Origin of the sequence: Nocardia halotolerans (assembly GCF_042650145.1) — a bacterium.
Classification (GTDB): domain Bacteria; phylum Actinomycetota; class Actinomycetes; order Mycobacteriales; family Mycobacteriaceae; genus Nocardia; species Nocardia halotolerans.
Window position 1 is genome coordinate 460,047 of the sequence record NZ_JBHSDL010000030.1, and the last position, 24,525, is coordinate 484,571.

Sequence of the window (24,525 nt, forward strand, 5' to 3'; positions counted from 1 at the left end):
GCACCCCTGCCGAACTGGATGCGGCGAATCCGAGAGAGCTGCCGGATTCCGGTGAGCCGGTGCAGATCTCGAACAAGGGCGCACAGTCTCCCGAGACCGCCGAGCCGCTGCCGCCCTGGCTGCGTGAGGTGGCCGACGCCGTCAACAGCCGCATCGCCGACGCCACCGTCCTCGAGGCGCTGGCCCGTGAACTCGGTGTGCGGCTCACCGATTTCAGTGCACAAGGGCTGCGTGACGCTCTCGCCGAGGCCGAATACCGGTTGCTGCGTCGCGACGGTGTGATCCAGGCACTGGAGGCGGCCGCCCGGTTCTTCAACGAAGAACACGCCAACATCCCGTTCCGGCCGGCCAATTTCCACAGCAAGGACCCGCTCGGCGCTTATCTGAAGGAAGTCGTCGCGGCCAGGGGCGACGAGTTCAGCTTCCAGTTGCTGAACTGGCGCGGGGTGAACAACGGCGGCGAGCCGGTCAATCTGTGGGTCGACCTCGCCGACGACGGCAACGATCCGACCGTCCACGCCGAGGACGCCCGTAAGATCTTCGACGACGCCCTGCGCCGGGCGGGGTTGCGTGACGAACGGTCGACCTGGGCGCACCTGGCCGGGGCCGACCTGGAGTCGCTGGTCGCCGACCTCGATGCCGAGATCTCGACGCTGCGCGGCCGACTCGACGACAACATCGGGCTGCTCGGCGAATTCGGTGAGCGGATAGCCGACTTCGCCCGCGGCGATACCGGCGACCGGCTCGTCGTCGACACCGAGCGCGGCACGATCACGATCGTCGACACCGGGGCCGGGTACGAAACCGCCCTCGCCCGCGCCCTCGCTGAAGCCGATCAAGGGTTCCTCGATCGGCTCGAGCGCGGCGAGGTCGACATCGAGATCCGGATGGTCGGCATCGATGAGAACGGCCGGGTGCACATTCTCGAGGTCGACCCGCCGGAGGTACGGCAGTTGCGCACCGAGGTGGACGGGCGCATCGTTGACGCGACGATGGTGCGCGACGGCGTGGGGCCGTGGCGGCTGCTCGAGGTGCCGCCCACGCCCGCCGCTGCGGAGCCGAACCTGCCCGTTGTCGCCGATGAGGTGCATCGACCGGTCTCGCAGCCGCGTTCCTTCGGTGCGGTCAGGGCCGATATCGCGGAGGTGGCGAGCCGGCTCGGGTTCGGTGATGTGTCGAACCTGTCGGGGGAGCGGCTCGCTGAACTCGCCGCTGAGCTGGACCGGGCAAATCAGGTCCGGGCCAGGCAGGTGGAGGGTTTGGTCGACTACGCGCGCAGCGCTGACGCGATCGACAATTTCAACGCGTTGCACAATGTGCGCAGTGCGCTGGCCCTGCGGTTCGGCGTCACCCCGGAAAACCTCACACCGGCGGTGATCGCCCGCGGGCTCGCCGATCCCTCGACCCGGGTGGAACTGCATCGGCAGCGTTCGACGAACCTCACCGAGTACGCGAAGCTCCTGCACGCCCTCCGCCCGGTCGCTGTCGACGCCGCGCGCGACGCGCTCGCCCCGCACCTCGGACTGCCACGCGGCGGGTTGCCACTCGACGCCACCGCGCTGGCCGAAGCCGTGTCGAATCGGGCCGCACGCGTCGATCTCGCCGACCTCACCGGTCCGCTCACCGACTACGTGCGAGCCTTGGCGAAGATCGACCCGTACACCGATGGCCTCGTCTACAAACCGGAGACCGACCCGCGCGCACTCGGTGACGACCCGCCGGTGCACCAGCGCGACGCCCTCGACTTCCTGCGCGACATCGGCGCCGATGACCTCAGCGACCGCTCGCCGATGCCCGCCGACCCAGCAGACGCTGTGCCCGCACCGAGTCGCGACCACGCCCGCCTGCTCGGCGTCGACCTGACCGACGCCGACGACCAGCGCGTCGCCCAGGTCTACGAATGGTTCCGCGACGGTCGCATCGACAAACACGAACGCCTCACCCTCGAACAGCTCGCGCAGGTCCACCAGCAGATCAGGGACGAGATCCGGCAGCGGGCCGCCGATATCGCCCGCCTGCGCGATTTGCTCGACGAACCGTTCGTCACCGATCCCGAGATCGGCGATGCCGACGATTCGGGCGAGCCACCCGCCCTGAGCGCCGCGCCCGGTGGTCCGCCTTCCGAGCCGCCCGGGCGGCCGCCGACTGCGATCAGCCCCGAACCCGAAGAGCCGTCGAAGAGTCCGGCGCCACGGGACCAGGGCACCGGTGAATCGTCGGTCGATTCGATCCCGGCCCGCGACGTCGACCTGGATCAGCCGGACAGCGACGGACCCGATGACGCATCGGCCCGCACCCAGCAACGCCGCGCCCCCATCGACGATGTGCGCCGTTTCCTGCACGACCTCGCCGACCTTCCACCCTCGGCGCATGCCGACGCGCCGCCGCTGACCTCCCAGCAGGCCGAGCAGCTCGGCGGGCTCGCCGAGGCGCTCGGTCTCGGTGACGCGCTCACGGGGCAGCGCGATCCGCTGGGTGCGTTGGCCGAGATCGCCGATATGGCTCGGGCCCGTGGATTCCTCGACAGCGCCCTGGATCCCGACGCCGAACTGGGCGCGCCCATGCGGTATCCGGACGATTACGGGCCGCTCGATCTCGACCAGCTACAGGACGGGCTCGATCAGTGGCGGGTCGAAGGCGACCCCGAGACACGCGCCGGCATCGCCGAAGACCTGCGCCGGGCCGGTCTGGATGACGGCTCGCGGCCCGCGCTCGGCACCGAGCCCGAGCCGGATTCGCCGGCGCGCCCGCTTCGCCCGTCCGCGGTGTTGCCGTCGGACGACGGGACATCGCCGGGTGGCCCGCGGATGGAACCCGCACAGCGGGCACTGGACCGGTTGGCGGCCAAGTTCGGGGTCGATCCGGCCGATTCGGGTTCTCTCGATGCCGCTCGTTACCGTCAGCTGTTGCGGGCGGGCGCGGTGGAGGCGTTCGCCTCGGCGGTTCGCCATGCCGAGGCCGCCACCGAGCCACAGCAGCGGGCGGTGCGTGCGGCCGTCGCGCGCCGGTGGGCTGCCCGGCTGGGACTTGCCCCTGATCCCGGCTTCGCCCGTGCCGCCGACGACGTCGACCGGTTGCGCGCCTCGCTGGCCCGCGACGCCACCGACCTCGCCTATCTGGACCGACTGGCACGCACCGAGCTCGACGACCGGATGCTGTCGGTCGAGGTCGACGGGGACAAGACGCTGGTGCGTCGGGTCGAGGACGGGCCCGACGCCTGGCATCTGGAACCGGTGGCACGCCCCGAACCGCCGGCCCGGGCACCGGTGCCCGAGAAAGCAGTCGAGAAGCCGACGAAGAACTGGTTGCGCAGGCTCTGGGACCGGATCGTCAACCGTGGCTATTACGGCGAGAATCCGAAGTATCCGTCGGGGTCGAGTATCGACAGTGCCGGTCAGTCGATGCTCGGGCACAGTGCTGGGTTGCCGTTGACCTCGGTGAAGGATTCGACGCCCGGCGTGCCCGGTGGGGAATACGACCAGCTCCAGACCAAGTTCAGCCCGGTGCGCATCCTCAAGGAGAGCATCGAGATGTGGCGTAAGCGCGAGCTGGTGCCGATTCTGCGGCACCTGTCCTCGCGCATCGCCGATCAGGCCGGTGAGTTCCTGCCGCTGCGCAATCTGGACGGCAGCGAGTACAAGCCGTGGATTTCCGACGCCGACCCGGTGCTGCGTCGTCAGATCGAGCAGGAACTGCGTGACGCGGGGCTCGAGCATCTGCTCGAACCGGAAAGCCTGACACCCGAGGAACTGTCTGCGCGCCAGGCCGAGGGTGTCCCGGAAAACGCGGACCCACAACAGCTCCCGGCCGCACCGGGACAGATGCCCGAGCCGACTGAACCGCTGCCGCCGTGGCTGCGGGAGGTGGTCGACGCGGTCGACCAGCGCCTTGCCGCCGCCACCGTGCTCGATGGGCTCGCGGGGGAACTCGGAGTGCGGATCACCGACTTCACCGAAGCCGGGCTGCGTGATGCGCTCGCCGAGGCGGAATACCGGTTGCTGCGCCGCGACGGGGTGATCCAGGCGCTGCAGGCCGCCGCACGGTTCTTCAACATCGAAAACGCCGACATCCCGTTCCGGCCCGCCAACATTTTCAGCAAGGACCCGCTGGGCGCCTACCTCAAGGAAGTCGTCGCGGCCAGGGGCGATGCGTTCGGCTTCGACATGCTGAACTGGCGCGGGGTGAACAACGGTGGCGAATGGGTCGACATCTGGCCCGTGCTGAGCGACGACGGCGGCTCGCAGACCATTCACGCCGAGGACGCGCGCAAGATCTTCGATGACGCCCTGCGCCGCGCCGGATTGCGTGACGAGCGCTCCACCTGGGCGCATCTGGCCGGAGCCGACCTGGAATCGCTGGTCGGCAACCTCGATGCCGAGATCACGCGATTGCGCACGCAGCTCGACACCGATATCGGCGTACTCGGCGACTTGGCCCGGCGCGTAGCCGATTTCAACGACAGCGATACCGGGGACCGGCTCGTCGTCGATATCGAGAACGCCACGATCGCGATCGTCGATACCGGGGCCGGGCACGAAACGGCGCTGGCGCGTGCTCTCGCCGACGCCGATCCGGACTTCCTCGATCGGCTCGAGCGCGGCGAGGTCGACATCCAGATCAGGATCGTAGGGGTCGACGAGCAGGGCCGGGTACGTGTCGCGGAAGTCGACGCGCCGGAGATCCGGCACCTGCGTGGCGAACTGGACGGGCGCACCGTCGACGCGACCATGATTCGCGACGAAACGGGCCCGTGGCGGATGGTCGAGGTACCCGCCAGGCACACCGCATCGGAGCCGGAGCCGAACCTGCCTGTCGTCGCCGATGAGGTGCATCGACCGGTCTCGCAGCCGCGTTCGTTCGGTGCGGTCAGGGCCGATATCGCGGAGGTGGCGGGCCGGCTCGGGTTCGGTGATGTGTCGAACCTGTCGGGGGAGCGGCTCGCCGATCTCGCCGCTGAGTCGGAACGGGCCAACATCGTGCGGGCCAGGCAGGTGGAGGGTCTGGTCGACTACGCGCGCAGCGTCGACGCGATCGACAATTTCAACGCGTTGCACAATGTGCGCAGTGCGCTGGCGCTGCGCTTCGGTGTCGACGCCGACGATCTCAGCCCACGGCTCGTCGCCGATCGACTCGCCGATCCCTCGACCCGCGTGGAACTGCATCGCCAGCGCGCCAAGAACCTCACCGAATACGCGAAGCTGCTACGCGCCTTCGACTCGGCCGCTGTCGACGCCGCCCGCGACGCGCTCGCCCCGCACCTCGGACTGCCACGCGGCGGGTTGCCACTGGACGCCACCGCGCTGGCCGAAGCGCTGTCGAATCGGATCGCACGCGGGCGTCTCGACGACCTCACTGGTCCGCTCACCGACTACGTGCGAGCCTTGGCGAAGGCCGACCCGTACGCCGACGACCTCGTCTACGACCCGGCCACCGACCCGCGCGCGGTCGGCGACGACCCGCCGGTGCATCCGCGTGACGGTCTCGACTTCCTGCGCGAAGTGGGCGCCGACGACCTCGGTGACCGCTCGCCGATGCCCGCCGACCCGGAAGACGCTGTTCCCGCACCCAGTCGCGACCACGCCCGTCTGCTCGGCGTCGACCTGACCGACGCCGACGACGAGAAGGTCGCCCAGGTCTACGAATGGTTCCGTGACGGTCGCATCGACAAACACGAGCGCCTCGCCCTGGACAAGCTCGCCGAGGTGCACGAGCAGATCAGGGACGAGATCCGGCAGCGGGCTGCCGATATCGCCCGCCTGCGAGATTTGCTCGATGAACCGTTCGTCACCGATCCCGAGATCGGCGGTTCGGACGCTTCCGCGCTCGACAGTGGGCCCGCCGATGGCACGCCCGGGCCGGGCCCGCACCGTTCGCCCGAGGGCTTGCCCGGGCCGGGCCCGCACCGTTCGCCCGAGGGCTTGCCCGGGGCCGACCCACACCGTTCACCACCCGGTCTGCCGTCCGGCGCCGACACGCCGCCGCGCCCGCAGTTGCCCTCCGGCCCGGAAACGAACGGCAACAATGAAACTCCGCCGGCAGCGAACTCTTCCCCCGGCCGCCCGGACGATTCCGCTGCCGAAGCCGACCCGCGCGCACCACACCGACCCGACGCCTCCCCGACGCCTGTCGGTGACCAGCCCGGACCCTCGTCGCTCGGCCCGGTCACCGACCCCGGCGACCCCGGCCTGAAGAACGACACGGCCCGCCGGCCCCCGACCGAACTCGCCGCCGACGGAACCGGCTCCTCCGAGCCGAAGGACTCGGAGCCCGGATCACGAGCTCGCGATTCCGCTGAACCTGATGCGGTCATCGGTGAGAGTGACCCGCGCGAGCCCGACGCACACGGCCGACGCGATGACGCCCGATCACGGCGAGGCACGCTACCCCCGACCGGCGACTCGGAGGCGGGTGCCGATGGTGGTGTTTCGGGTCGGCGTGATGATGCGGAGGCGGGTGCCGATAGTGCGGATCCGAGCAAGCGTGTCGACTCGGATGCGGATCCGGACAAGGGCTTCGATCCGGATGGAGAAGGGCCGCAGCGGCGGACGCCGGAGGAGGAGCGGCCGGGTGACGGGCGGCCGTTGCCGGGATCGGCATTGCGGTCGCATATCCCGCATCCACCGCATGAGTACGAGGTAGAGCTGGAGGTGCCGGTGTTCGATCCTGTCGAATGGCCGGTGCCCCCACTGGAATCGACTCCGGGCCCCACGGACCCACAGCCGCCGACCCCGCCGGATCAGACAGACCCGCCCGGCATTCAGGAACCGCCGTGCCCGCCGGACCAACCGCGGCAGCCGCCACCCCCGGTGCCGCCGCAGCCGTCGGAACCGCCTGTGCTGCCGCCGCTTCCGCCTGAGCCCTCGGTGCCCCCGGCGTCCCCGGTGCCGCCAGTGCCGCCGCAGCCCCCGGTGCCGCCGCAGCCGTCGACTCCGCCAGGTCAGCCGCAGCCGTCGGAACCGCCTGTGCTGCCGCCGCTTCCGCCCGAGCCCCCGCTTCCGCCCGAGCCCCCGGTACCGTCGCAGCCCCCGGTACCGTCGCAGCCCCCGGTACCGTCGCAGCCCCCGGTACCCCCGGTGCCCCCGGTCCCGCCGCAACCCCCGGTGCCGCCGCAGCCGTCGACTCCGCCAGGTCAGCCGCAACCCCCGGAACCGCCTGTGCTGCCGCCGCTCCCGCCTGAGCCCCCGGTGTCCCCGGTGCCGCCAGTGCCGCCGCAGCCCCCGGTACCGTCGCAGCCCCCGGTGCCGCCGCAGCCGTCGACTCCGCCAGGTCAGCCGCAGCCGTCGGAACCGCCTGTGCTGCCTCTTCCGCCTGTCTCGCCGGACCAGCCGCAGCCGCCGGTGCCGTCGGAGCCGGTTCCGACGCCTACGCCGTCGCCGCCGTCGCCGTCGCCGCCGGAGCTGGTGACGCCACCGTCGCCGACCGAGCCAACAGTGCCGTCGTGGCCGGTACAGCCGACACCGCCGGCCGGCGCCCCCAACATGCCACCGCTCCCACCGTGGGGAACCGAGCCAACGGGCCGACCCATCCCTCCGATCGGTGGTCAGCCGTACGCGCCGGGCAGCGGTGAGTCGTATCCGCCGGGGAGCGGCCAGCTGTATCCGCCGGGGAGCGGTGATTCGTATCCGCCGGGCAGCGGTCAGCCGTATCCGCCGAGCAACGGCAACCCGTACTACCCGCCGGGCCACAACCCGTCGTACGCACCTGGGAACACCACACCGGGCACTCCGCAACCCGGTGGGCAGCCCCCGGGCACCGGCTATCCGGCGGGTGGTCCGATGTATCCGCCACCGGTGACGCCGCCCACCGGTGGGCAGGGTGGTGACCGCGCGCCGTATCGCCCGGCGTATCAGGCGCCGGTCGAACACGTCGTGTTGCTCGTGCGTCCGTATGCCAGTGGTGTGCCCGCGCAGTTCGATCCGCGGTCGGGGTCGTTGCGGCCCGCGGCGCCGGGACAACTCGGTGCCGACGGGTTGTATGCGGACCTCGGCGGGGTGACGGTGGTCTTCTACCGGCTCGCCGGCCGGCTGATGGTGCAGGTGGGCAACGGGTCGATCGACCTGACCGACGGTGCGCACGTGAGCTGGGAGCGTTCACCGCAGCGCATGACAAGGTTCAGCATCGCCGTCGACGGTCGGCCGATGACCGAGCTGATCTACCGTGCGCTCCCACCGGAAATGGACCTCGGCCTGCTGATCCGTAACGTGGTTGCCGATCCGGCGGGCCGGATGACAATCTTCAGCGACAGAGCCTGACCGATCGGAGAGGTTTCCAGGTGATCGAGGATCCGATCGAACTGAACGATCCGGATGTGGTGCTCGACGCGGCGACCGGCAGGTTGTCGTATCGGGGCGAGCCCTACAGCGGGGCGGTGACCCAGACGCGCCCCGACGGCACGTGGCGCGAGTACTGGAGTTACGACGCGGGCGACCGCGAGGGTGACTGGACGGGCTGGTATCCCGACGGCACCATGCGCTACAACGGCGAGTTCTACCGCAACCGGCCGGTCGGCACGTGGCAGGAGTGGTATCCCGACGGCTCCCGGCGGCTCGAGGACACCTACGACATCGAGGGCGCCCTGCTCACCCACTCGCGCTGGAACGAGGCGGGCGAGCTGATCGAGTTCGAGGACGAGCGCACCCGTAAGGGCGTCGCCGCCGACGCGGTCCCCTCCGAGGACCCCGAATTGCGCTGGGACGACGAGCAGAACCGCATGTACTACCGTGCGGAGCCGTTCACCGGCCAGCAGTTCCGTCGACCGGCCACCAGGAGCCCGATCACCGACCTGTCCACCTACGTCGACGGCTACCGGGACGGACCGACGCGCGGCTGGTACCTCGACGGAACCCCGCGCTACACCGGCGAATACGCCCACCGGCACGAAGTGGGCCGGTGGCGTCGATGGTTCCCGGCCGGAACGCTCGAAGAAGAAACCGTGTTCGGCGACGATGGCGCGCTGCTGTCCCGAACGGTATGGGACGAAACCGGGGCCGTGATCGCGCGATACGGCGAGCACCGGGATTAGGCAGCCGGAATCAGGCAGAAGGAGTACGCAGTGGCTGACGAGCTGACCGGGAATCCCGATGTCGGATTCACCCTCACCACAGTGGTCGCCGAGGACGGCTCGACACCGGAACGAGCCGCCGAGTTGAGCCACAAGATCGCGAAAACCCTCGCGGCACTGGGCCCGCCGGGCTGGACCGAGGTCGAGGCTTCCTTCGCGATGACAGCGGCGGCCGAGGTGTCGATGGTGGTCTTCCGCGACGATCAGGAGCGGTTCGCCCGGGTGTTCCCGAGCCCGGAGCTGCTGGGCTTGCTCCGTGAGCACCGGCATCTGTCCGCGTCCATGGGGGACGGGCCGTGGTGGCGTTACCTGGTCACATTGACCAACACGGGCCGCATGGATGTCGATTACGACTACGGAGACGACCCGTTCCCCGACGACCAGCTCTTCCCGCCGACGGTGTACCGCACCGACATCGAGATCTATCCGCGTAACCGGCTGCCGATCTGGCTGGCCGCCTACCTCGGTCACGGCAACCGGCAGATCCGCGGTCCGGTGGCCGCCGCCGAGCAGGCCCGTGCCGACGCCGCGGCAGGCCGCAACGCCCGTGGTTCGGCACCGGACGTGGAATTCCCCGCCCTCGACCTCATGGCCCGTCGCTGGGCGCTGATCGCCGCCGCGTTCGTCGCGGTCGGTTCGAAGTGGGGTCCGCGAGTGACCCCGGCCTCGCTTGTCTTCGAGGGCGCCAAGCACAGCGGTTCCACCCTGTGCCTGCTACCGGGCGACCGGGCGGTGCTGTCCGGCGGAGTTTGGGACGCACCCGAACTCGACGCCGTCTACAACAAAGACCTGCCCATGCCCGAGTTCTACCAGGGTGCCCCGGACTGGGTCGCCGACCCGGTGATCAACCGTCGCGCCGAGAACGGACTGCTGACGTTCTGCTACTGGTGGGAGGGTGGCCGCTGGTATCGCGGCGCCTCCGCGGGCGCCGACGCGCTGGCCCCGGCGGTCCCCGGCATGTGGGACACCAGGACCGTCGTCGAGGTCGTGACCGGCCTGCTCGGCAAGGAGGCCACCGAGTCGCGCGGAGCTGCGGTGGCCGGCCTCGTCGCGGCCGCCGAGCGGGCGGCCCTCGCCAAGGAAACGTTCACACGTGTCTTCCCCGCCGATGCGCACGATGTCGATTCCGCCTGGTTCCAGCTGAATCTGGCCGGACTCGTCGGGGCCCACACCGCCGGATCGGCGCCGTGAGGAGTCGGCTCGTGCTGTTGCGGGAGCGGGGTAGGTGTGATGTGCTCGCGCACCGACGGGCTGCTCGGGTCGGCCCCGGAGCTGGAGGGAATCGGGTATGACCAACGAGCATGCCAAGGCGCAGATGGCGGACATTCTCGAGACGGTCCAATCCCAGATGCGCGCGATCGCGCAGGTGCAGCAGGACCGCGCGCAGATCACCGCAAGCGCCACCGTGCGCAAACGGGTCACCGTCACCGTCAACGCCGACTACAAGGTGATCGAGACCAAGTTCACCCCCGACATCGATGACCTCACCTACACCGAGATCGCCAAGGCCGTCACCGAGGCCGCGCAGAACGCCGCGACCGAGGTCGCCCGCAAGACGCAGGAATTGATGGCGCCGATCCAAAGCGAACGCGCCCGCCTACCGAAGATCACCGAATTGGTCGACGGGATGGACGATTTCGCCATCCCGGAACCGGTGGAAGCCTCTCTGGCCCCACCCAACTCTCCGGAGCGGGAGCCGAACGCGCCCGCCGAGGCCGAGCCGGACGGTAGCCGTTCGCGCACCGCGACCGATTCCAGTTGGTGATCACCACGGGGCGGTGACGCTCGGCGTCATACCCCCGGGTGACGGTCGAGCCACGCAGGTGTCGGTCGGCACAGGGCCGAACATGTTGCCCACCTGCGGGAAGCGGTGACGGATGGTCGACGTCTCGCCATCGGCGGGATCGGTTCTGTACATGCGCGATTCATGCCCGCGCCATTAGAATCGTTGCTACGCCGAAAGATCGATCGCAGGGAGATCTCGCCGCGGGGTGTGAACATGCGGTGAGGATGAGGAGGGACGTCGCGTATGGGTGACACACCCAATCCGTGGAGTGGGCTGCGAAGCGACTCGCTCAGCGGCGCACTGGAGTTGCAGCCGGGCGTGATCGAAGGGCTGGTCAACGCGGCGATCGACGTGCGCGTCCGGGTGAACGCGGTGAAGAAGGAACTCGGCAAGGTCGACCAGCTCGACCCGTTCGCCGTGGTTGTCCCGTCCGCCGAGGCGCTGGCGAGCCGATTCTCGGCGAAGGGCCGCGATCTGCGTGGCATTCTCGACGATCACGGCACCATCCTCGATGACATGGGCGACACCTTCCTCGCAGCGGGCAAGGCCTACACCGGAACCGACGAGGGTGGCCGGGTCGATCTGGAGACGCTGCGATCGAAGATCGAGTTCCACGAGAATCTGTCCGATTCGCTCAGCCCGCGTCCTGAACCGGCCGGGCTCGATGTCAGCAACGACTTCCACAGTCCGCAGGGCAGCAAGACAGCGCAACCCGACTGGAAAGAAGTTGGCACGCTGGGTGAGCAGAACTGGGGTCTGCCCGCCAGCTTGGTCAATCCCGCCGGGCTGGAATTCGATCCGATGATCGTGCATTCCGAGGACCCCGCGCAGTTCAGTTACTCCCAGTATCAACAGATCCTTCGCTCGATCGTGATCGGCAGCCCCGCGATGCCGATCAAGGTCGCACAGGCCGCCGCGGATTGGCGTTGGCTGGCCGGCGAATTGAAAACGGCCTTCAACGCGCTGTCGAACAAGATGGTTTCCAGTGCCGACAGCTGGCGCAGTCCGGGCGCGGCCGGCGGTGCGGACAGAGCCCGCACCGCGATCACCGCCTACGGCACGGGCAACGACAATCTCGTCGCCGGCATGAACGCCGTGGGGGACGCCCTCGAATACGTCTCGGAGTGGCTCTACACCACCGGCGTCGAGTTGCTCAACGTACGTGCCAACGAGGTGCCGCTACGCCCACCGGAGTCGATCGCCGCCTATGAGGCCCGCAAGGAAGACGTGTACCAGAAGGCCTACGTCCGCGCGATGAACAACGTGTACGTGCCGGGTGTGGATCACACCGCGGGTGTGATCGCAGTGCTGCCCGATCCGATTCCGCCGACCACCGGTAGACCGCCGGGCGAGGTCGGTCCCGGCGGCGGTTCCGGTTCGGGCTCGGGTTCGGGTTCGGGGTCCGGTTCGCAGAGCGCGGGGTTGTCCTCGGCGTTCCAGAGCGGGATGGCCGGTTTGCAGACCGCGGCCCAGAACGCCGCGCAGGTCGCGGCGAGCAAAGCCGCGCAAACCGCTGCTCGAGCGGCCGAGCAGGCCGCGGCCGAGCGGGCCGCAGCCCCGGCCGAGCAGGCGAATTCGGCCGCCCAATCGGGACTCGAGCAGGCGGGCTCCGCACTGCAATCAGGTCTGGAACAGGCGAGCTCGGCTGCTGAGTCGGCACTGCAGCAGGCGGCCGCCGAGCAGAGCGCGCTGTCCGCTGTTCCCGGGCTGGCCGGGATGAATTCCGCGCTGGATCAGGCGAAGAAGGCGATGAGCGCGGCGTCTCAGGGTGGCGGCGGTAGTGGCGGAGGCGGCGCCGGGGCCGGTGGCAGCGGCGCCGGACTACCGCAGGCCTTGGACAGCTCGTCGAGACTGTTCCCGCGTGCTTCGATCGCGACGGGGGCCGAGGCGGGGTTCCGGACCGGTATCGCCGCCTCGGGTGCCGGAATGCCGATGGGCGGGATGCCGATGGGTGGAATGCCGATGGGCGGCGCGGGCGCGGGCGCGGGCGGACAGCAGCAGAAGGAACACAAGCGCGCCGACTACCTCGATTCCGTGGAACATCTCGACGAGGCGCTCGGTGACGCACCGATCGTGGCGAGACCGGTGGTCGAACAATGACCCCGGCGACGATGGAATTCACGACCGTGGAGTTCGCCGCCATGTGGGACGAGCTGAAGGAAGAAGGACTCCCGGAGCCGCTCACCTATCGTGCCGAGCCACGGACCTACGCCGAGAGCGTCCGCGTCAAAAGACAAGCCTGGCAGGCACTCAGGCAACGTAGCGGCCCGGATCTCGACGCGGTCACCGCCGCATTGACCCGGCCCGACATCCGGGTGGTGGTGCGCGGGATCGACGGTCGCGATCCGTCGAACGCCGCGCGCTCCTTGCGTGTACTGGCGGTGCGCAGAGGCGACATCGGCTATGTCGTCACACAGCGACCCGGCGAAACGATGGGTGAAGCGGCCGGTTTCACGGTGACCGCACACGACGCGCTCTCGCTCGGCGACGCTGTCGCCTCGGTGTTCCCCGTGGCGGCAGCGGGCAGCCGACGCGAGTTCGAGATCATCGACACCGCGCGCGCCGATCTCGACTTCACCTTCGAGCGTTCCCTCGTGCACGACGACGGCGACCGGTCGAGCACGCTCGGCAAGGAATTTCTGGCCGAGCCCGAAGACCTGACCGGCACCATCGAGATCGAGCAGGGCTGGTCGCGATTCGGTCCGCGCGGGGTGCTGCGGCTGTATCTGGTGTGGCGGGACGTGGTCGACGACGGCCGGTACGTCATCGTCCCCGGGTCGCCGATGCGGGCCGTGCCCGCCGACCGCAAGCGCTTGGCGCAGCTGATCAACACCCAGATCGCCGAAGTTGTCAGAGCCATCAAGGACGATCGGGTCTAGGGAGGGCTGATGGAGGAATTTCCGGCCGAGTTCACCGCGGCATCATTGACGGGTGCGATCGCGGTGCGTACCACCGAGCAGGGGCTGCCGGTGGGAGTGACCGTCGACGCCGACCAGTTGCGCCGTGATCCGGCGGATCTGGCCGCCGAGATCTTGCGGCTGTGTCAGAAGTCGGCGAAGCGCGCGGGGCTGGCACGGCGAAACCAGCTGGCGGAGGCGGGATTCGACCCGGCCTTGCTCGCGGCGACCGGGCTGCCGACCGAAGCCGAGGTGGCGGCGGCGGAGATCGTCGAGGAACAGGAATACGAGAACGAGCCGTCGAGCTGGCTGCGATCGGTCTAGCGGGGATATCGGTTCGGCGAAGCGGAGAGAGGACCGGCGATGGTCGAAACCATGGACGAGCTGATCGCGAAGGTACAGGGCCAGCTCTATCGGCTGCAGGACCTGAACGAGGCGACCAACGGCATCAGGGCGCAGGAGACCTCGCCCGACGGTGCGGTGACGGTGACCGTCGACGGTGCGGGCGCCCTGGTGGGGCTGGAGTTCACCGCGGCGATCGGCAAGCTCTCGCCCGCCGACTTCGAGCGCACGCTGGTGCAGACCGCGCGAGCCGCGGCCCACCGCGCTTTCGGGGAGCGTGGCGAGCTGGTGAGCGCCTACAACCGAACCGGTATGTGAGGTTCAACTGTTCTTCACCGCCGGTATGCCTGGCGCAAGTTTCCAGCGAGTAGATAAAGTAGCGAAACACTTTGGGCTGTTTCGAGATTGGACGAGAGCGATGAATCATGTTGCGGTAGTTCCCGAGGCAGTTCGTGCGTACGCGGGTGCTTCGGCCACCATGGCGGCGGGGGTCGCTCAGGCCGGCGCGGTCGACCAAGCTGCCACGATGGCCGTCGCGGTGCCGGTATTCGGCCTGATCGGGCAGGAATTCCTGCTGTCGTTCGCCTACGCGCAGGCCAATCACCTCACCTCGGTAACCGAATTGGCCGCGGTCCACGCGGGCACCGCGCTGACCGCCGCCCAAGCGGCCGCCACCTACGAGGGTGCCGACGGTGCGGCCAAACTGGGCATCGCGTCGGTCGATCAGTAGCCATGACCTACCCCGGGGGAAGTGTGAACGGCGCGGCGGTGCCGGTGGACCCGACCGTGCTGGATCTGTTGCGCGGTAGTTCCCTGGCGCCGATGCTCGACCAGCCGGTGAGCCAGGTGCTCAGCTCGATGGGGCTGCCGCAGTTGCCACCCCTGCCGGAGTTCATCCAGCTGCCGGAGATGCCCGCGCTGCCAACGATCGACCTGACCGCGCTGATGCAACCGCTCACCGAGCTGGCCGCCGCGTTCGGCACCGGCGCGCTCGGCGCGGGCGGTCCCGCGTCCGAGTCCGGCCCACCGGCCAATCCGGTCGACGCGTTGTCCAACATCAGTTCGGTGCTCGAGACCGCGATGTCGCTCGGTTCGACCGCGTTGCAGACGGTGATGCAGCTGTGGCAGAGCGCCGCGGCGACCGAGGCGACGAACAAGGCGACCGCCGCCCAGGCCGACGGCGCCGAGCTCGCCGCGCAGAGCACTCAGGAGAAGGCGGTGCTCACCCACGCGGCGGGCAATGTCGCCGTCGGTGGCGCCAAACTGGCCGCGGTGATCGCGCGCTACTCGGCCACTTTGGCGCTGGCCCCGCTCTACGCCGCGACACCGGGCGGGCAAGCGGTGCTCATCGCGGCGACCATGGAAGCGATGGCCGAGGGCCTCGCCATCACGGCGGAGACGAAAGCCGAGATGATGGCGCGCAGCGGCGAGATGACCCAGGCGGGGCAGAAGGTCGCGGTGACCAACGCTCCGACCGGCGTCGACGCCGGCAGCGAGTCGCTGAGCCAGCTGATGAGTCTGATCACGCCGCTGATCAGCACCGCGGGCACCGCGATGTCGTCGATCGGTTCGCTGGCCGAACAAGCGCACTCGCTGTCCACCGCCACCGCCGGTACCGACACGACCGGCGGCACCGAGATCACCGGGACCGGCGCGGAAACCGGCGACGGCCTGACCGGCGCGGGCGGTGGCGGTGGCGCGATCGGTGGTGGCGCCATGATCGGCGGCGCCGCGGCGGCGGCCTCGCCGCTGAGTCCCTGGCAGGGCAGTCGGGCCGGTGGGTTGTCGGGCCTCGGCAGCGCCGGTGCTGTCGGCGGCTCCGGCGCCACCACCTCCGGTGGCACGCACACGACCGCGGCGGCAAGCGGTGCCGCGCCGGGATACATGCCGATGGGCGGCGCCGCGGGCGGTGCGGGCATGGGCATGGCACGCGCGGCGGAGGGCGGCGGCAACGAGGCCGTGCACTCGCAACTGGTGACCGGAAATCACGGCGACGAAGTCGTCGGCCGGATCGAGGGAGTGGCGACCCCGGTAGTCGGTGCCGCCGAGCCGGTGTCCACCGAAACACCGCCGGACAAAGAACTCTCACTGTGACGGGGCACGACGACAGGAGTGGCAGATGAGCAACACCTTCGAATTCGATGAGGCCGCGGCGAGCAGAGCCGCGGCGGCGCTGGACGGTATCGCCGAGCGGCTCACCACCGAGCTGACCGCCGTCGCCCCGATGCTGCGGGTGGCGCCCGCGGGCGCGGACGAGGTCTCCGCGCGCGCCGCGACGACCGCCAACGACGTGGCCGGGGACTACCTGGCCGGCGCCGAGGCGGGCGCGCACGAGATGAGCAAGCTCGCCGCCACGCTGCGCGCGCAAGTCGCCGAGTTCGATCAGATGGAAACCGACAACACCAGCGGCTTCCACGGGCCCGCGGCGTAAGGCATCCGTCAGCGATGATCGAACCACCGCAGCCCGGCTTCACCGGTGTGGTGTGGGAGGCGCGCGAGCCACACAAGCTCGCCACCGATCTCACCACCGGTGCCGGACCGATGCCGATGGCCGACGCGGCCGCCGCCTGGACGCGGCTCGCCGCGGCCTTCGGCGCGGCCGTGCTCGACTACGAGCAGGTGCTGCACACCTTGCGCGCATCCTGGACGTCCGGGGCCAGCGAGCAAGTCTGGCAACGGATCTCGACTCTGCGCGAATGGCTGCTCGACACCGCAACGGCCGCGAGCGCCAACGCGGCCCGCTGGCAAGCCCAGGTCCTCGCCTACGAAGTGGCCGCCATGGCCATGCCCAACACCGCCGACATCGCCGCCATCACCGCGATGCAGCAGGCGCTGGAACAAGTCGGCTCGGCGCTCGGGGCGCCGGTCAAAGCTATCGCGGCGCAGACCGACGCCGACGCCGATGTCGCCAAGGCTGTCGCCTCGCGGGTGATGCGCAGCTACGAGGCCGCCACCGAGCCGTTGGCGACACCGTGGGTGCACCCGCCACCACCGCCGATCGCACCGGAAACCGCGCTGTCGGGCGAACAGTCGGCGAGGCCGAGCGCCAACCCTGCCACACCCGGGATCGCGGCCGTGCCGCGCGTCGGCGCGGCCGGACTCGGTGCGATGCCGATGCCCGCGCCGGTGCAAACGGCCTACCGCGCACCGACGTTCGCGCAGTCCACCGCAGCGGTCACCTCCACCACGCCACAGCCGACGCAGGTCAGCACCCCCACCGGTCACGCACCGCTCGTCCCCGGCGCCATGGCCGCCGGTGCGGGCGCCCAGGACTCCGCAGCCCGCTTCCCCCGCGCCGGAATCGCCTACGAGGAATCCGACCAACTGGTCACCGAAGGTGAAATCCGGGCAGCGCCCGCCGTGCTCGGCGTGGCCGAACGCGCCGCCCCGCAGACCGGTGCCGCCACCACGGAGGGGAGCCGATGACCACCCTCACCAACGACTCGTTGCTCGCCGTCGCCGACCGGCTCGGCGTGCAAACTCTGCCCCTGGTTCTGGGCGTGGGTCCCCAACAGGACGATTTCGACGCGTGGCGAGCGGCCAGAGACGCCGCCGTCGCCGAACTCACCGCCACCGGCGTCTTCGACGCCTACGGTGACGTCGAGCCCGACCTGGCGGGCGCACTGCACATCCTCACCCAGCCCGACGCCGAACTCGTCGCCCGCAGCTACGGTGACGACGACCGACGGCGAATCTGCTTGGCGCGCCGCGGCGCGGCCCACGCGGGTGCCGTGCGTACCGGAACCACCTTCGACATCAGCACCACCGCCATCGACGGCTCCGACCGTGAACTCGCCCGCCTGCTCCTCGCCGCGCTGCCCACCTGCGCGCCCGCCGAGGTAGCCGCGGTGAGCGTCGCGGCCGACGACCTGGCCGCGCGGCTGGACGCCGCCGAAACAACCTCCCAATACGTGGACGCGATGTACGCGCTCGGCATCGACGCGCACCAGGCAACCGTTCTCGGCGCGGCCTTCGGCACCTGCCATGGCTACACCGAGATCGTGGCCGCCGTCCACCACAACGGGCTGACCACCCGAGCCCCTGGCGCGGTCGCGGTGTACGACACCGCGCGCGGCCGGATCGTCGTCGCGCCGATGACGGCGCCCGACGGGCAGGTGTGGTCGACCATCACGCCGGGCACCGACCATCGCCTCACACAGGCGGTCGGTGCGCTCCTCGAGGGGCTCCCCGGTGGGGGGTGGCGGCCCGATTAGCCATCCCTTGTTTCAACCATCAAGTTAGGAAAGGTTCGGCACATGCCCCCTCAGGGACCAGTAGGTGTAGAAGCCGGCGGCGTAGACGGCGTCGTCTCCAAGCTCGAAGGCACGATCAACAACCTGCGCACATCGGTCGGCCAGATCGACGACGCGGCCCAGGCCGTCCTGCGCGGCTGGAAAGGTGACGCCTCCTCCGAATTCGTCAAGGTCGCCCAGGCCTGGCACGAAGAGGCCGACGCCCTGAACAAGAAGTTCGACCGGCTCACCGAAGCCGTCAACGGTGGCAAGTCCACCCTGGTGAACATGGACCAGGGCGGCCTGTCCGGCGGTGGCAGCACCGGTGGCGGCGGCCTCACCAACCTCTGACCGCGCATCAGCAACGAACAGGAACTGAGCTCATGACCATTCTTTACGATCCCGCGGCGATGAACGAGCTGTTCAGCGACCTGCAGACCTACGGCGGGAAAATGAAGGGCGAGATCGACGAACTCGAAGGCGCCGCCACGGACTTCCGGGCGAACCTGCAGGGTGAGCAGGCGATCGGGAACTTCGACACCGCGCACAAGAACGTCACCACCGAGCTGACCGACACCCTCGACAAGCTCGACCGGCTCGCCGCCCAGGTCGAGTCCGCGCTGAACCGGGCGCTCGAGGCCGACGGCAAAGTCGGCGACGGGTTCGCCGACTTCTGAGTTGTCGGAGCGCTGGCGCGCTCGAGCGCGGCCCCTGTGGGGCCCGACGAAAAGCGGGGCGAGACTGGTGCCTTCGGCACTTTGTCTCGCCCCGCTTTTCGTCGGGCCGGGCCGCTACGCCCGCTGCGCGGGCGGGGCCTCCTCGAGGTCGGCCCGTGCGGGGTCGGGGATGCAGTGATGCGGGAGCGGTGGGGGCCGCTGCGGTAGCGGGAGTTTCAGTGGCCGCGTTGCCTCTTGTTGATCAGCGGGCTGCCAGTGATTCGCCGATGTAGTGCATTTCGTCGGGGGTGGTCACCATCGAGACGGTGGCGCTGCCGGTGCTGGTGCGTACGGTAATCCGGTTGGGGGCGTGCGGGTTCTGGACGAGGGTGACATCGGGGGGCACCGCTTCGGGGTCGCGTTCGGCGGTGCGGACTTCGACGATGGTGGCGCCGCCCAGGTGGGTGGTGGGGGCCATGCCGTCGAACACCAGCACTGTCGTGGTGGGGTAGGGGGCGGCGGGCACCGGCGGCGGGCCCGGTGGGGTTTGCGGGGTCGCGCCCGCGGCGCGTGGCGCGATCGAAAGCAGTTGCGGGGTGGCCAGGTTGGCGACCATCGAATGCCACGCCTGGGGGCGGGTGGTGTGCACGACGGCGTGGGCGCCGAGCGCGGTGGCGCGCAGGATGACCTGCTGGGCGAGGTCGAGGTTGCCGATCACGTCCACATGGCGGGTCCCCGCACCGATCAGGGGGACCGCGATGCCCTGGCCGCGTTCGTCGGCGCCGATCAACTGGCCGCAGCCGGTGGTGGGCACGGCGATGTCGGTCAGGGCGGTGAGGGTGCCGCGGTAACCGTCGCGGCCGCCGAGGGCATCGGCGGCACCGATCGGCAAGGTGTCCAGCAGAATTCGGCGCTGGCTGCCGGGCAGCTCGCGCAGACCGGCGATCGGCGCCTGCTCGTAGGGAGCCGCCGAGTCGAATCGCACGACCGCGTTGAGCACGACGGTGCCGGCCCTGTCGTCCGCGCGCCCGACACGGCGAGCGCCGGGATGCAAGCGCAGGGTGACGGTGGTCGACAGGGTCGGTAGCGACCAGATCTCGGCGAGGCCGTTGGTGCCGATCATCGGCGCGGTGAGCTGGTAGTGGGTCAGGTGCCTGCCGAACTCGGACTCGAGGCCGTGCGCCGACTCGGTGAGACGCAGCGGGTCGAAACCGTGCGACAGTTCGCGGACCGCGCTGTTCATCTCGGTGGCGGTGAGTACCGCGGCATCGATGCCCTGGGTGGCGAAACGATTGGCGACCCGGCGGGTGGCGATGATCATGGTGCGCAGGGCGCCGGTGGCACCGCCGCCGCGTTTGTCCACCGCCGCCGCGTTGGCCACCGGGTCCAGCCGCAACACCAGCCAGCAGGTGCGATGCGCGATGGCGGGCAGCGGTCCGAGGATTCGGTCGTAGAGATGCGCGGCCGCACCGGTGCCCGCGGTGCGCGCGCCGGTGGCGATCACGTCGATGCTCACCAGCTCCACGTCGAACTGGTCCAGGCAGCGCGCGACCTCGGTGAGCGGCAGCAGTTGGTCGGCGCTGAGGCTGCCGCCGCGCAGCAGGGTGAGGGTGTCCGGCGGCGGATCGATGCGCAGCATGGTCAGCAGCAGATCGCCGTCCCAGCGAACGCCGCACGCACCGCCCTCCGCCAACGGCACATCGAACGCGGGTGCCCGTTCGAGGGTGTCGGTGCGAGCACGCAGACGCCGCTCCAACCAGTCACCGAATCGCACGGCGGGCGGCCGCCGCCGGATCGGCGCCAGTCCGATCAACAGCACCACCGCGGCCCCGCCGATCGCCCCATAACCCGAATTCGACGTGGCCAGGATCACCCAGGCCGCGAGCGCCGCGAGGACCGCGACCGGTACACACGCCCGCAGCGGATACATCCGGAACAACCAGAACTCCGGATCACGCAGGGTGTCGTAGGCGTTGTCGCCGCCGGTTCGCCCGGCGTTCACATTGTGGTTCAAAATCGTTGTCCCTGCTTGGCATACGTCGAATCATGGTGAAGGACAATTCCGGATTTACGGTACCGTGTCCGACGAGATGGTGATCAACGCAGCGATGGAGTCTCTGTGCCGGCCCAGCTGACAACCAAAGCCCAGGTCAATGGTTATCGTTTTCTGCTGCGCAGGCTGGACCACGCCCTTGTCCGGCGTGACGTGCGCATGCTGCACGATCCGATGCGCTCGCAGAGCCGATCGATGATTGTCGGGGTGGTCCTCGGCCTGATCATCGTGGCGGGCGCGGCGATCCTCAGTTTCCTCAAACCGCAGGGCTCGATCGGTGACGCGCTGATCGTGACCGGCAAGCAGAGCGGCGCCATGTACGTGGTCGTGGAGACCGAAGGCGCCGGGCAGACCCTGCACCCGGTGCTCAATCTCGCCTCGGCCCGGCTCATCGCGGGCGACGCGCAGGAGCCGAAGTCGGTGAAGGACGACAAACTCGGTGCGCTACCGCGCGGGCCGCTGCTCGGCATCCCCGGCGCGCCGACGGCACTGCCCGGCTCCGGCCAGGGGTCGAGCTCGAACTGGACGCTGTGCGAAACCACGCAGCTCTCGGCCTCGGGTAGCGCCTCCGGCGCCACCGGTGGCCGCACCACCGCGATCGTCGGCACACCCCGAACCGGTGACCGGATCGGTGCCACCGACCCCGACGACGCCCTGCTCGCGCGCCGTGACGACAAAACCTATCTGGTGTACCGGGGGACCAGAGCCGAGGTCGACCCGAACGACTCGGTGGTCACCCGCACGCTCGGCATGAGCGCCGAGCAGATCCGCCCGATCGGCAGCGCCGTGCTCGGCGCGACCACGCAGGCCCCGCCGCTGTCGGTCCCGGCCATCGATCGCGCAGGCGAACCGGGTCCGGGCAAACTGTCGGATGTGCCGGTGGGCGGCATCATCTCGGTCACCGGGGTACAGACCGAAGACCAGGAGACACTGTACGTGGTGCTGGCCGACGGTGTGCAGCAGGTCTCGGAATTCACCGCCGCCCTGCTGCGTAACGCCGATTCGCGGGGTATGCGCGAAATCGCCGTCCTGGCGCCCGATGTGCTCGACCGGATGCCGATGCTGCACACCCTGCCGGTGGACGGTTTCCCGGAACGCAAGCCACGGATCCTGTCCGCTGAGGATGCCCCCGTCGCCTGCGTGAACTGGGCCAAGGACCCGGGCGCGGCCACACCACAGGGCGCATCGGTCGACGGGCCGAGCGAGCGAGCCACTGTGACCCTGCTCGCCGGAACCGAACTACCGCTGGCCGAGTCGGCCGAGCCGGTGCAGCTCGCCACCGCCGACGGCACCGGCGACCGGATGGACGCGGTGTACCTGCCACCGAACACCGGTGAGTTCGTGCAGGTCACCGGTGCCGAGCCGGGCAGTATGCGGCGCGAATCGTTGTTCTATGTGGCCGACAACGGGATTCGCTACGGCATCCCCGACGCCGCCACCGCCGGGGTGCTCGGTCTCGGTGGCAAGCCGCGCCTGGCGCCGTGGTCGATCATCGGCCAGCTCGTGCCCGGCCCGACCCTGTCCGCGAAAGATGCGCTCACCAGCTACGATTCGTTGCCGTCGGCGACCGGATAGCCGAACCGGGCGCGATGTGCGCAGCGCGCCACGGCTCGTCCGGGTTCAGTCGAGATTCGGAATGTGACCCACGTTGAGGGTGGCGACGATCGCGGCCAGCGCGGTGCGCATATCCGGCTCCTCGATGCGCATCAGCACATCGTCGTCGAGCTCGGACAGGTCGATCCCCTCGGTGTTGGCCAGCCGGAACTCGCGTTCCTCCTCGGCCGCCTCGATCACGTTGCGGATGAAGCGGCCGTTACCGGCCAGGTCGACGCCGCGGCGCGGCTGCCCGCTCTGGTCGGTGCTCTCCAGTTCGTAGAGGTGCCGGCAGGTCTCGATCAGCGCGGCCAGTGCCTCCGGCGACAACTGCGAATCACGTCCGCCCGCGACGATCTCACCGATGCGCCCCAGTTCCTCGGCGGTGTAGGACGGGAATTGCAGGCGCTTGGCGAAGCGGGAGGCCAGACCGTCGTTGGCGGCCAGCAACCGGTCGATCTCGCCGTCGTAGCCGGCGATGATCACCACCAGCCGGTCCCGGTCGTTCTCCATGCGCGCCAGCAGCGTGTCCACCGCTTCCCGGCCGAACGCGTCACCGCCGGAGAGCCCGGTCTGGATCAGGGTGTAGGCCTCATCGATGAACAGCACACCGTCCATCGCGCTGTCGATCAGCTTCTCGGTCTTGATAGCGGTGCCACCGAGGTTCTGGCTGACGAAATCGACGCGCTTGGCCTCGACCACCTTGTCGGTCTTCAACAAGCCCACACCGCAGTAGATCTTGGCGACAACGCGCGCGATGGTGGTCTTGCCGGTGCCGGGCGGGCCCGTGAAAGCCAGGTGCTGGCCCCTGGATTGGCTCGACAGGCCCTTGTTCGCCCGGATCTTGGCCAGCTGCGCCGAGGACTGCAGCTTGGCCACCTGATTCTTCACCGATGCCAGCCCGACCTGCTTGTCGAGCTGTGCCCTTGCCTCGGCGAGCACGGTCTTGGCGCGGTCTTCGGCGGCGGCATCGTTCATCGCGGCCAGCGACGGCGCCGAGGCGGGATCCCACTTGTCGGTGCGCGCGTCGATCACCTCGCGGCTGGTGATCACGATCCGGAAGGTGCGGTCGCGCATGGCGGTGGTGTTGGCGGTGAAGTCGGGCAGCTGCGAATAGACCTGCTCGAAAAGCTTCTGGGCCTCGGCCTCCTCACCCGATTCCCGCAGGCACAGGCCCCGGTTGTACATGGCGGTGAACTTGGCCGACGGGATCGGGCCGGCCTCGGCCTGTTCCATCCGCCGGATCGCCTCACCGAACAGACCCAGCTGCGCGCAGGCGGTCCCGACCATCACATTCGCCCCGGTAGCGAGGTAGGGGTCCTTCCACTCCGCTGAGCCGGCCAGCACGGTCATCACGTCGGACCAGCGCTGGGTGTTGTAGTGCAGGATGCCGCGGATGTAGGCGCTGATCCGGTCATCGATCTGCTTGTCCGGGTCGTCGGCGCGGTGGGCGCGTAGTTCGGCGAGCTGGTCGAGTACCTGCTCGGCCTGGTCGTAGTCCTTGTCGGCGATCAACTGAGACGCCCACGCCAGCCAGATCTCGGTGAGCCCCGCCAGCGGGTAGTCGATGTACAGGCCGGGCAGGAAGCGGCCCGCCATCGTCCGCGGCGCGAGGCCGATCCGGCGCTGCTCGCGACCGAGTGAATCCAGGCTGGTGCGGTGCAGATTGAACAGAACCTCTTTGGTCACCTCGCCCGCGGCGGCCCGGCCGAGCCACGCGTCACACATCGACGAATCCCATTCGGTCGCGCGCTGGAAGGCCAGCTTCGCGTACTCGTCGTCGCGCACGGACTCTTGACCGTCGATGGACAGACCGAGCGAGAGAACGCCCGCGTCGAAGGCGCGCTGAGCCTGGCGGATGTCTGGCATATGGTGTCGAACCCCGAAATCTTCGTCTGGTGGACA

18 protein-coding genes are annotated in these 24,525 nt (G+C 69.6%); 16 read left to right on the forward strand and 2 right to left on the reverse strand.

Annotation, left to right across the window (positions count from 1 at the left end; genetic code table 11):
- The first annotated feature begins 59 nt into the window (after positions 1–59).
- The 15 genes from ACFO5K_RS25510 (at position 60) to ACFO5K_RS25580 (ending at position 18,995) form a co-directional block, all read left to right on the forward strand.
- Entirely contained in the window at positions 60–8,252 is an 8,193-nt protein-coding gene (locus tag ACFO5K_RS25510) for a hypothetical protein (protein WP_378568083.1), read from the forward strand.
- Between the two features lie 20 nt (positions 8,253–8,272).
- Positions 8,273–9,022 carry a toxin-antitoxin system YwqK family antitoxin gene (locus tag ACFO5K_RS25515; RefSeq protein WP_378568085.1) on the forward strand — a complete coding sequence of 250 codons (750 nt, stop codon included), beginning with the start codon at positions 8,273–8,275 and terminating at the stop codon, positions 9,020–9,022.
- 30 nt (positions 9,023–9,052) lie between these two features.
- Entirely contained in the window at positions 9,053–10,252 is a 1,200-nt protein-coding gene (locus ACFO5K_RS25520; RefSeq protein ID WP_378568087.1) for a hypothetical protein, read from the forward strand.
- Positions 10,253–10,349: 97 nt separating this feature from the next.
- Positions 10,350–10,826 (forward strand): YbaB/EbfC family nucleoid-associated protein, encoded by a 477-nt coding sequence (locus tag ACFO5K_RS25525; RefSeq protein ID WP_378568089.1) that lies wholly within the window; start codon positions 10,350–10,352, stop codon positions 10,824–10,826.
- 264 nt (positions 10,827–11,090) lie between these two features.
- Entirely contained in the window at positions 11,091–12,947 is a 1,857-nt protein-coding gene (locus ACFO5K_RS25530; RefSeq protein ID WP_378568091.1) for a hypothetical protein, read from the forward strand.
- Positions 12,948–12,958: 11 nt separating this feature from the next.
- A complete protein-coding gene (locus ACFO5K_RS25535) occupies positions 12,959–13,726 on the forward strand; it encodes an ESX secretion-associated protein EspG (protein ID WP_378568093.1) in 768 nt (255 codons plus the stop codon).
- A 9-nt stretch (positions 13,727–13,735) separates the two neighbouring features.
- On the forward strand, positions 13,736–14,068 hold the full coding sequence (locus ACFO5K_RS25540) for a hypothetical protein (protein ID WP_378568095.1): 333 nt from the start codon (positions 13,736–13,738) through the stop codon (positions 14,066–14,068).
- Positions 14,069–14,107: 39 nt separating this feature from the next.
- Positions 14,108–14,404: a YbaB/EbfC family nucleoid-associated protein gene (locus ACFO5K_RS25545; RefSeq protein WP_378568097.1), complete on the forward strand. Its 297-nt coding sequence runs from the start codon at positions 14,108–14,110 to the stop codon at positions 14,402–14,404.
- A 100-nt stretch (positions 14,405–14,504) separates the two neighbouring features.
- The gene (locus ACFO5K_RS25550) at positions 14,505–14,816 is read left to right on the forward strand and encodes a type VII secretion target (RefSeq protein ID WP_378568099.1); all 312 of its coding nucleotides are present in this window, start codon (positions 14,505–14,507) and stop codon (positions 14,814–14,816) included.
- A gap of 2 nt (positions 14,817–14,818) precedes the next feature.
- On the forward strand, positions 14,819–16,180 hold the full coding sequence (locus tag ACFO5K_RS25555) for a hypothetical protein (RefSeq protein ID WP_378568101.1): 1,362 nt from the start codon (positions 14,819–14,821) through the stop codon (positions 16,178–16,180).
- A 25-nt stretch (positions 16,181–16,205) separates the two neighbouring features.
- Positions 16,206–16,517 (forward strand): PE family protein, encoded by a 312-nt coding sequence (locus tag ACFO5K_RS25560; RefSeq protein ID WP_378568103.1) that lies wholly within the window; start codon positions 16,206–16,208, stop codon positions 16,515–16,517.
- 14 nt (positions 16,518–16,531) lie between these two features.
- A complete protein-coding gene (locus ACFO5K_RS25565; protein WP_378568105.1) occupies positions 16,532–17,512 on the forward strand; it encodes a PPE domain-containing protein in 981 nt (326 codons plus the stop codon).
- A complete protein-coding gene (locus ACFO5K_RS25570) occupies positions 17,509–18,300 on the forward strand; it encodes an ESX secretion-associated protein EspG (protein WP_378568107.1) in 792 nt (263 codons plus the stop codon). The genes ACFO5K_RS25565 and ACFO5K_RS25570 overlap by 4 nt, the downstream gene beginning before the upstream one ends.
- 42 nt (positions 18,301–18,342) lie before the next feature.
- Positions 18,343–18,669 (forward strand): WXG100 family type VII secretion target, encoded by a 327-nt coding sequence (locus ACFO5K_RS25575; protein ID WP_378568109.1) that lies wholly within the window; start codon positions 18,343–18,345, stop codon positions 18,667–18,669.
- Positions 18,670–18,701: 32 nt separating this feature from the next.
- On the forward strand, positions 18,702–18,995 hold the full coding sequence (locus tag ACFO5K_RS25580) for a WXG100 family type VII secretion target (RefSeq protein ID WP_378568111.1): 294 nt from the start codon (positions 18,702–18,704) through the stop codon (positions 18,993–18,995).
- 241 nt (positions 18,996–19,236) lie between these two features.
- Here the strand turns inward: ACFO5K_RS25580 and eccE are convergent, their stop codons facing one another.
- Positions 19,237–20,988 carry a type VII secretion protein EccE gene (gene eccE / locus ACFO5K_RS25585; protein ID WP_378568113.1) on the reverse strand — a complete coding sequence of 584 codons (1,752 nt, stop codon included), beginning with the start codon at positions 20,986–20,988 and terminating at the stop codon, positions 19,237–19,239.
- Between the two features lie 105 nt (positions 20,989–21,093).
- Between eccE and eccB the strand changes: the two genes are divergently transcribed.
- Entirely contained in the window at positions 21,094–22,602 is a 1,509-nt protein-coding gene (eccB, locus tag ACFO5K_RS25590; protein WP_378568115.1) for a type VII secretion protein EccB, read from the forward strand.
- Positions 22,603–22,647: 45 nt separating this feature from the next.
- On the opposite strand, the gene eccA is transcribed toward eccB, so the two are convergent.
- Positions 22,648–24,489 carry a type VII secretion AAA-ATPase EccA gene (gene eccA / locus ACFO5K_RS25595; RefSeq protein ID WP_378568117.1) on the reverse strand — a complete coding sequence of 614 codons (1,842 nt, stop codon included), beginning with the start codon at positions 24,487–24,489 and terminating at the stop codon, positions 22,648–22,650.
- Between the last annotated feature and the right edge of the window lie 36 nt (positions 24,490–24,525).

What these genes read in the sequence shown, in the direction of transcription:
- ACFO5K_RS25550 (WP_378568099.1), top strand. Translation starts at nt 14,505, where the DNA reads ATGAATCATGTTGCGGTAGTTCCCGAGGCAGTTCGTGCGTACGCGGGT.
- ACFO5K_RS25580 (WP_378568111.1), top strand. Translation starts at nt 18,702, where the DNA reads ATGACCATTCTTTACGATCCCGCGGCGATGAACGAGCTGTTCAGCGAC.
- ACFO5K_RS25545 (WP_378568097.1), top strand. Translation starts at nt 14,108, where the DNA reads ATGGTCGAAACCATGGACGAGCTGATCGCGAAGGTACAGGGCCAGCTC.
- ACFO5K_RS25575 (WP_378568109.1), top strand. Translation starts at nt 18,343, where the DNA reads ATGCCCCCTCAGGGACCAGTAGGTGTAGAAGCCGGCGGCGTAGACGGC.
- ACFO5K_RS25540 (WP_378568095.1), top strand. Translation starts at nt 13,736, where the DNA reads ATGGAGGAATTTCCGGCCGAGTTCACCGCGGCATCATTGACGGGTGCG.
- ACFO5K_RS25530 (WP_378568091.1), top strand. Translation starts at nt 11,091, where the DNA reads ATGGGTGACACACCCAATCCGTGGAGTGGGCTGCGAAGCGACTCGCTC.
- ACFO5K_RS25525 (WP_378568089.1), top strand. Translation starts at nt 10,350, where the DNA reads ATGACCAACGAGCATGCCAAGGCGCAGATGGCGGACATTCTCGAGACG.
- ACFO5K_RS25570 (WP_378568107.1), top strand. Translation starts at nt 17,509, where the DNA reads ATGACCACCCTCACCAACGACTCGTTGCTCGCCGTCGCCGACCGGCTC.
- ACFO5K_RS25560 (WP_378568103.1), top strand. Translation starts at nt 16,206, where the DNA reads ATGAGCAACACCTTCGAATTCGATGAGGCCGCGGCGAGCAGAGCCGCG.
- ACFO5K_RS25535 (WP_378568093.1), top strand. Translation starts at nt 12,959, where the DNA reads ATGGAATTCACGACCGTGGAGTTCGCCGCCATGTGGGACGAGCTGAAG.
- eccA (WP_378568117.1), bottom strand. Translation starts at nt 24,489, where the DNA reads ATGCCAGACATCCGCCAGGCTCAGCGCGCCTTCGACGCGGGCGTTCTC.
- ACFO5K_RS25565 (WP_378568105.1), top strand. Translation starts at nt 16,532, where the DNA reads ATGATCGAACCACCGCAGCCCGGCTTCACCGGTGTGGTGTGGGAGGCG.
- ACFO5K_RS25555 (WP_378568101.1), top strand. Translation starts at nt 14,819, where the DNA reads ATGACCTACCCCGGGGGAAGTGTGAACGGCGCGGCGGTGCCGGTGGAC.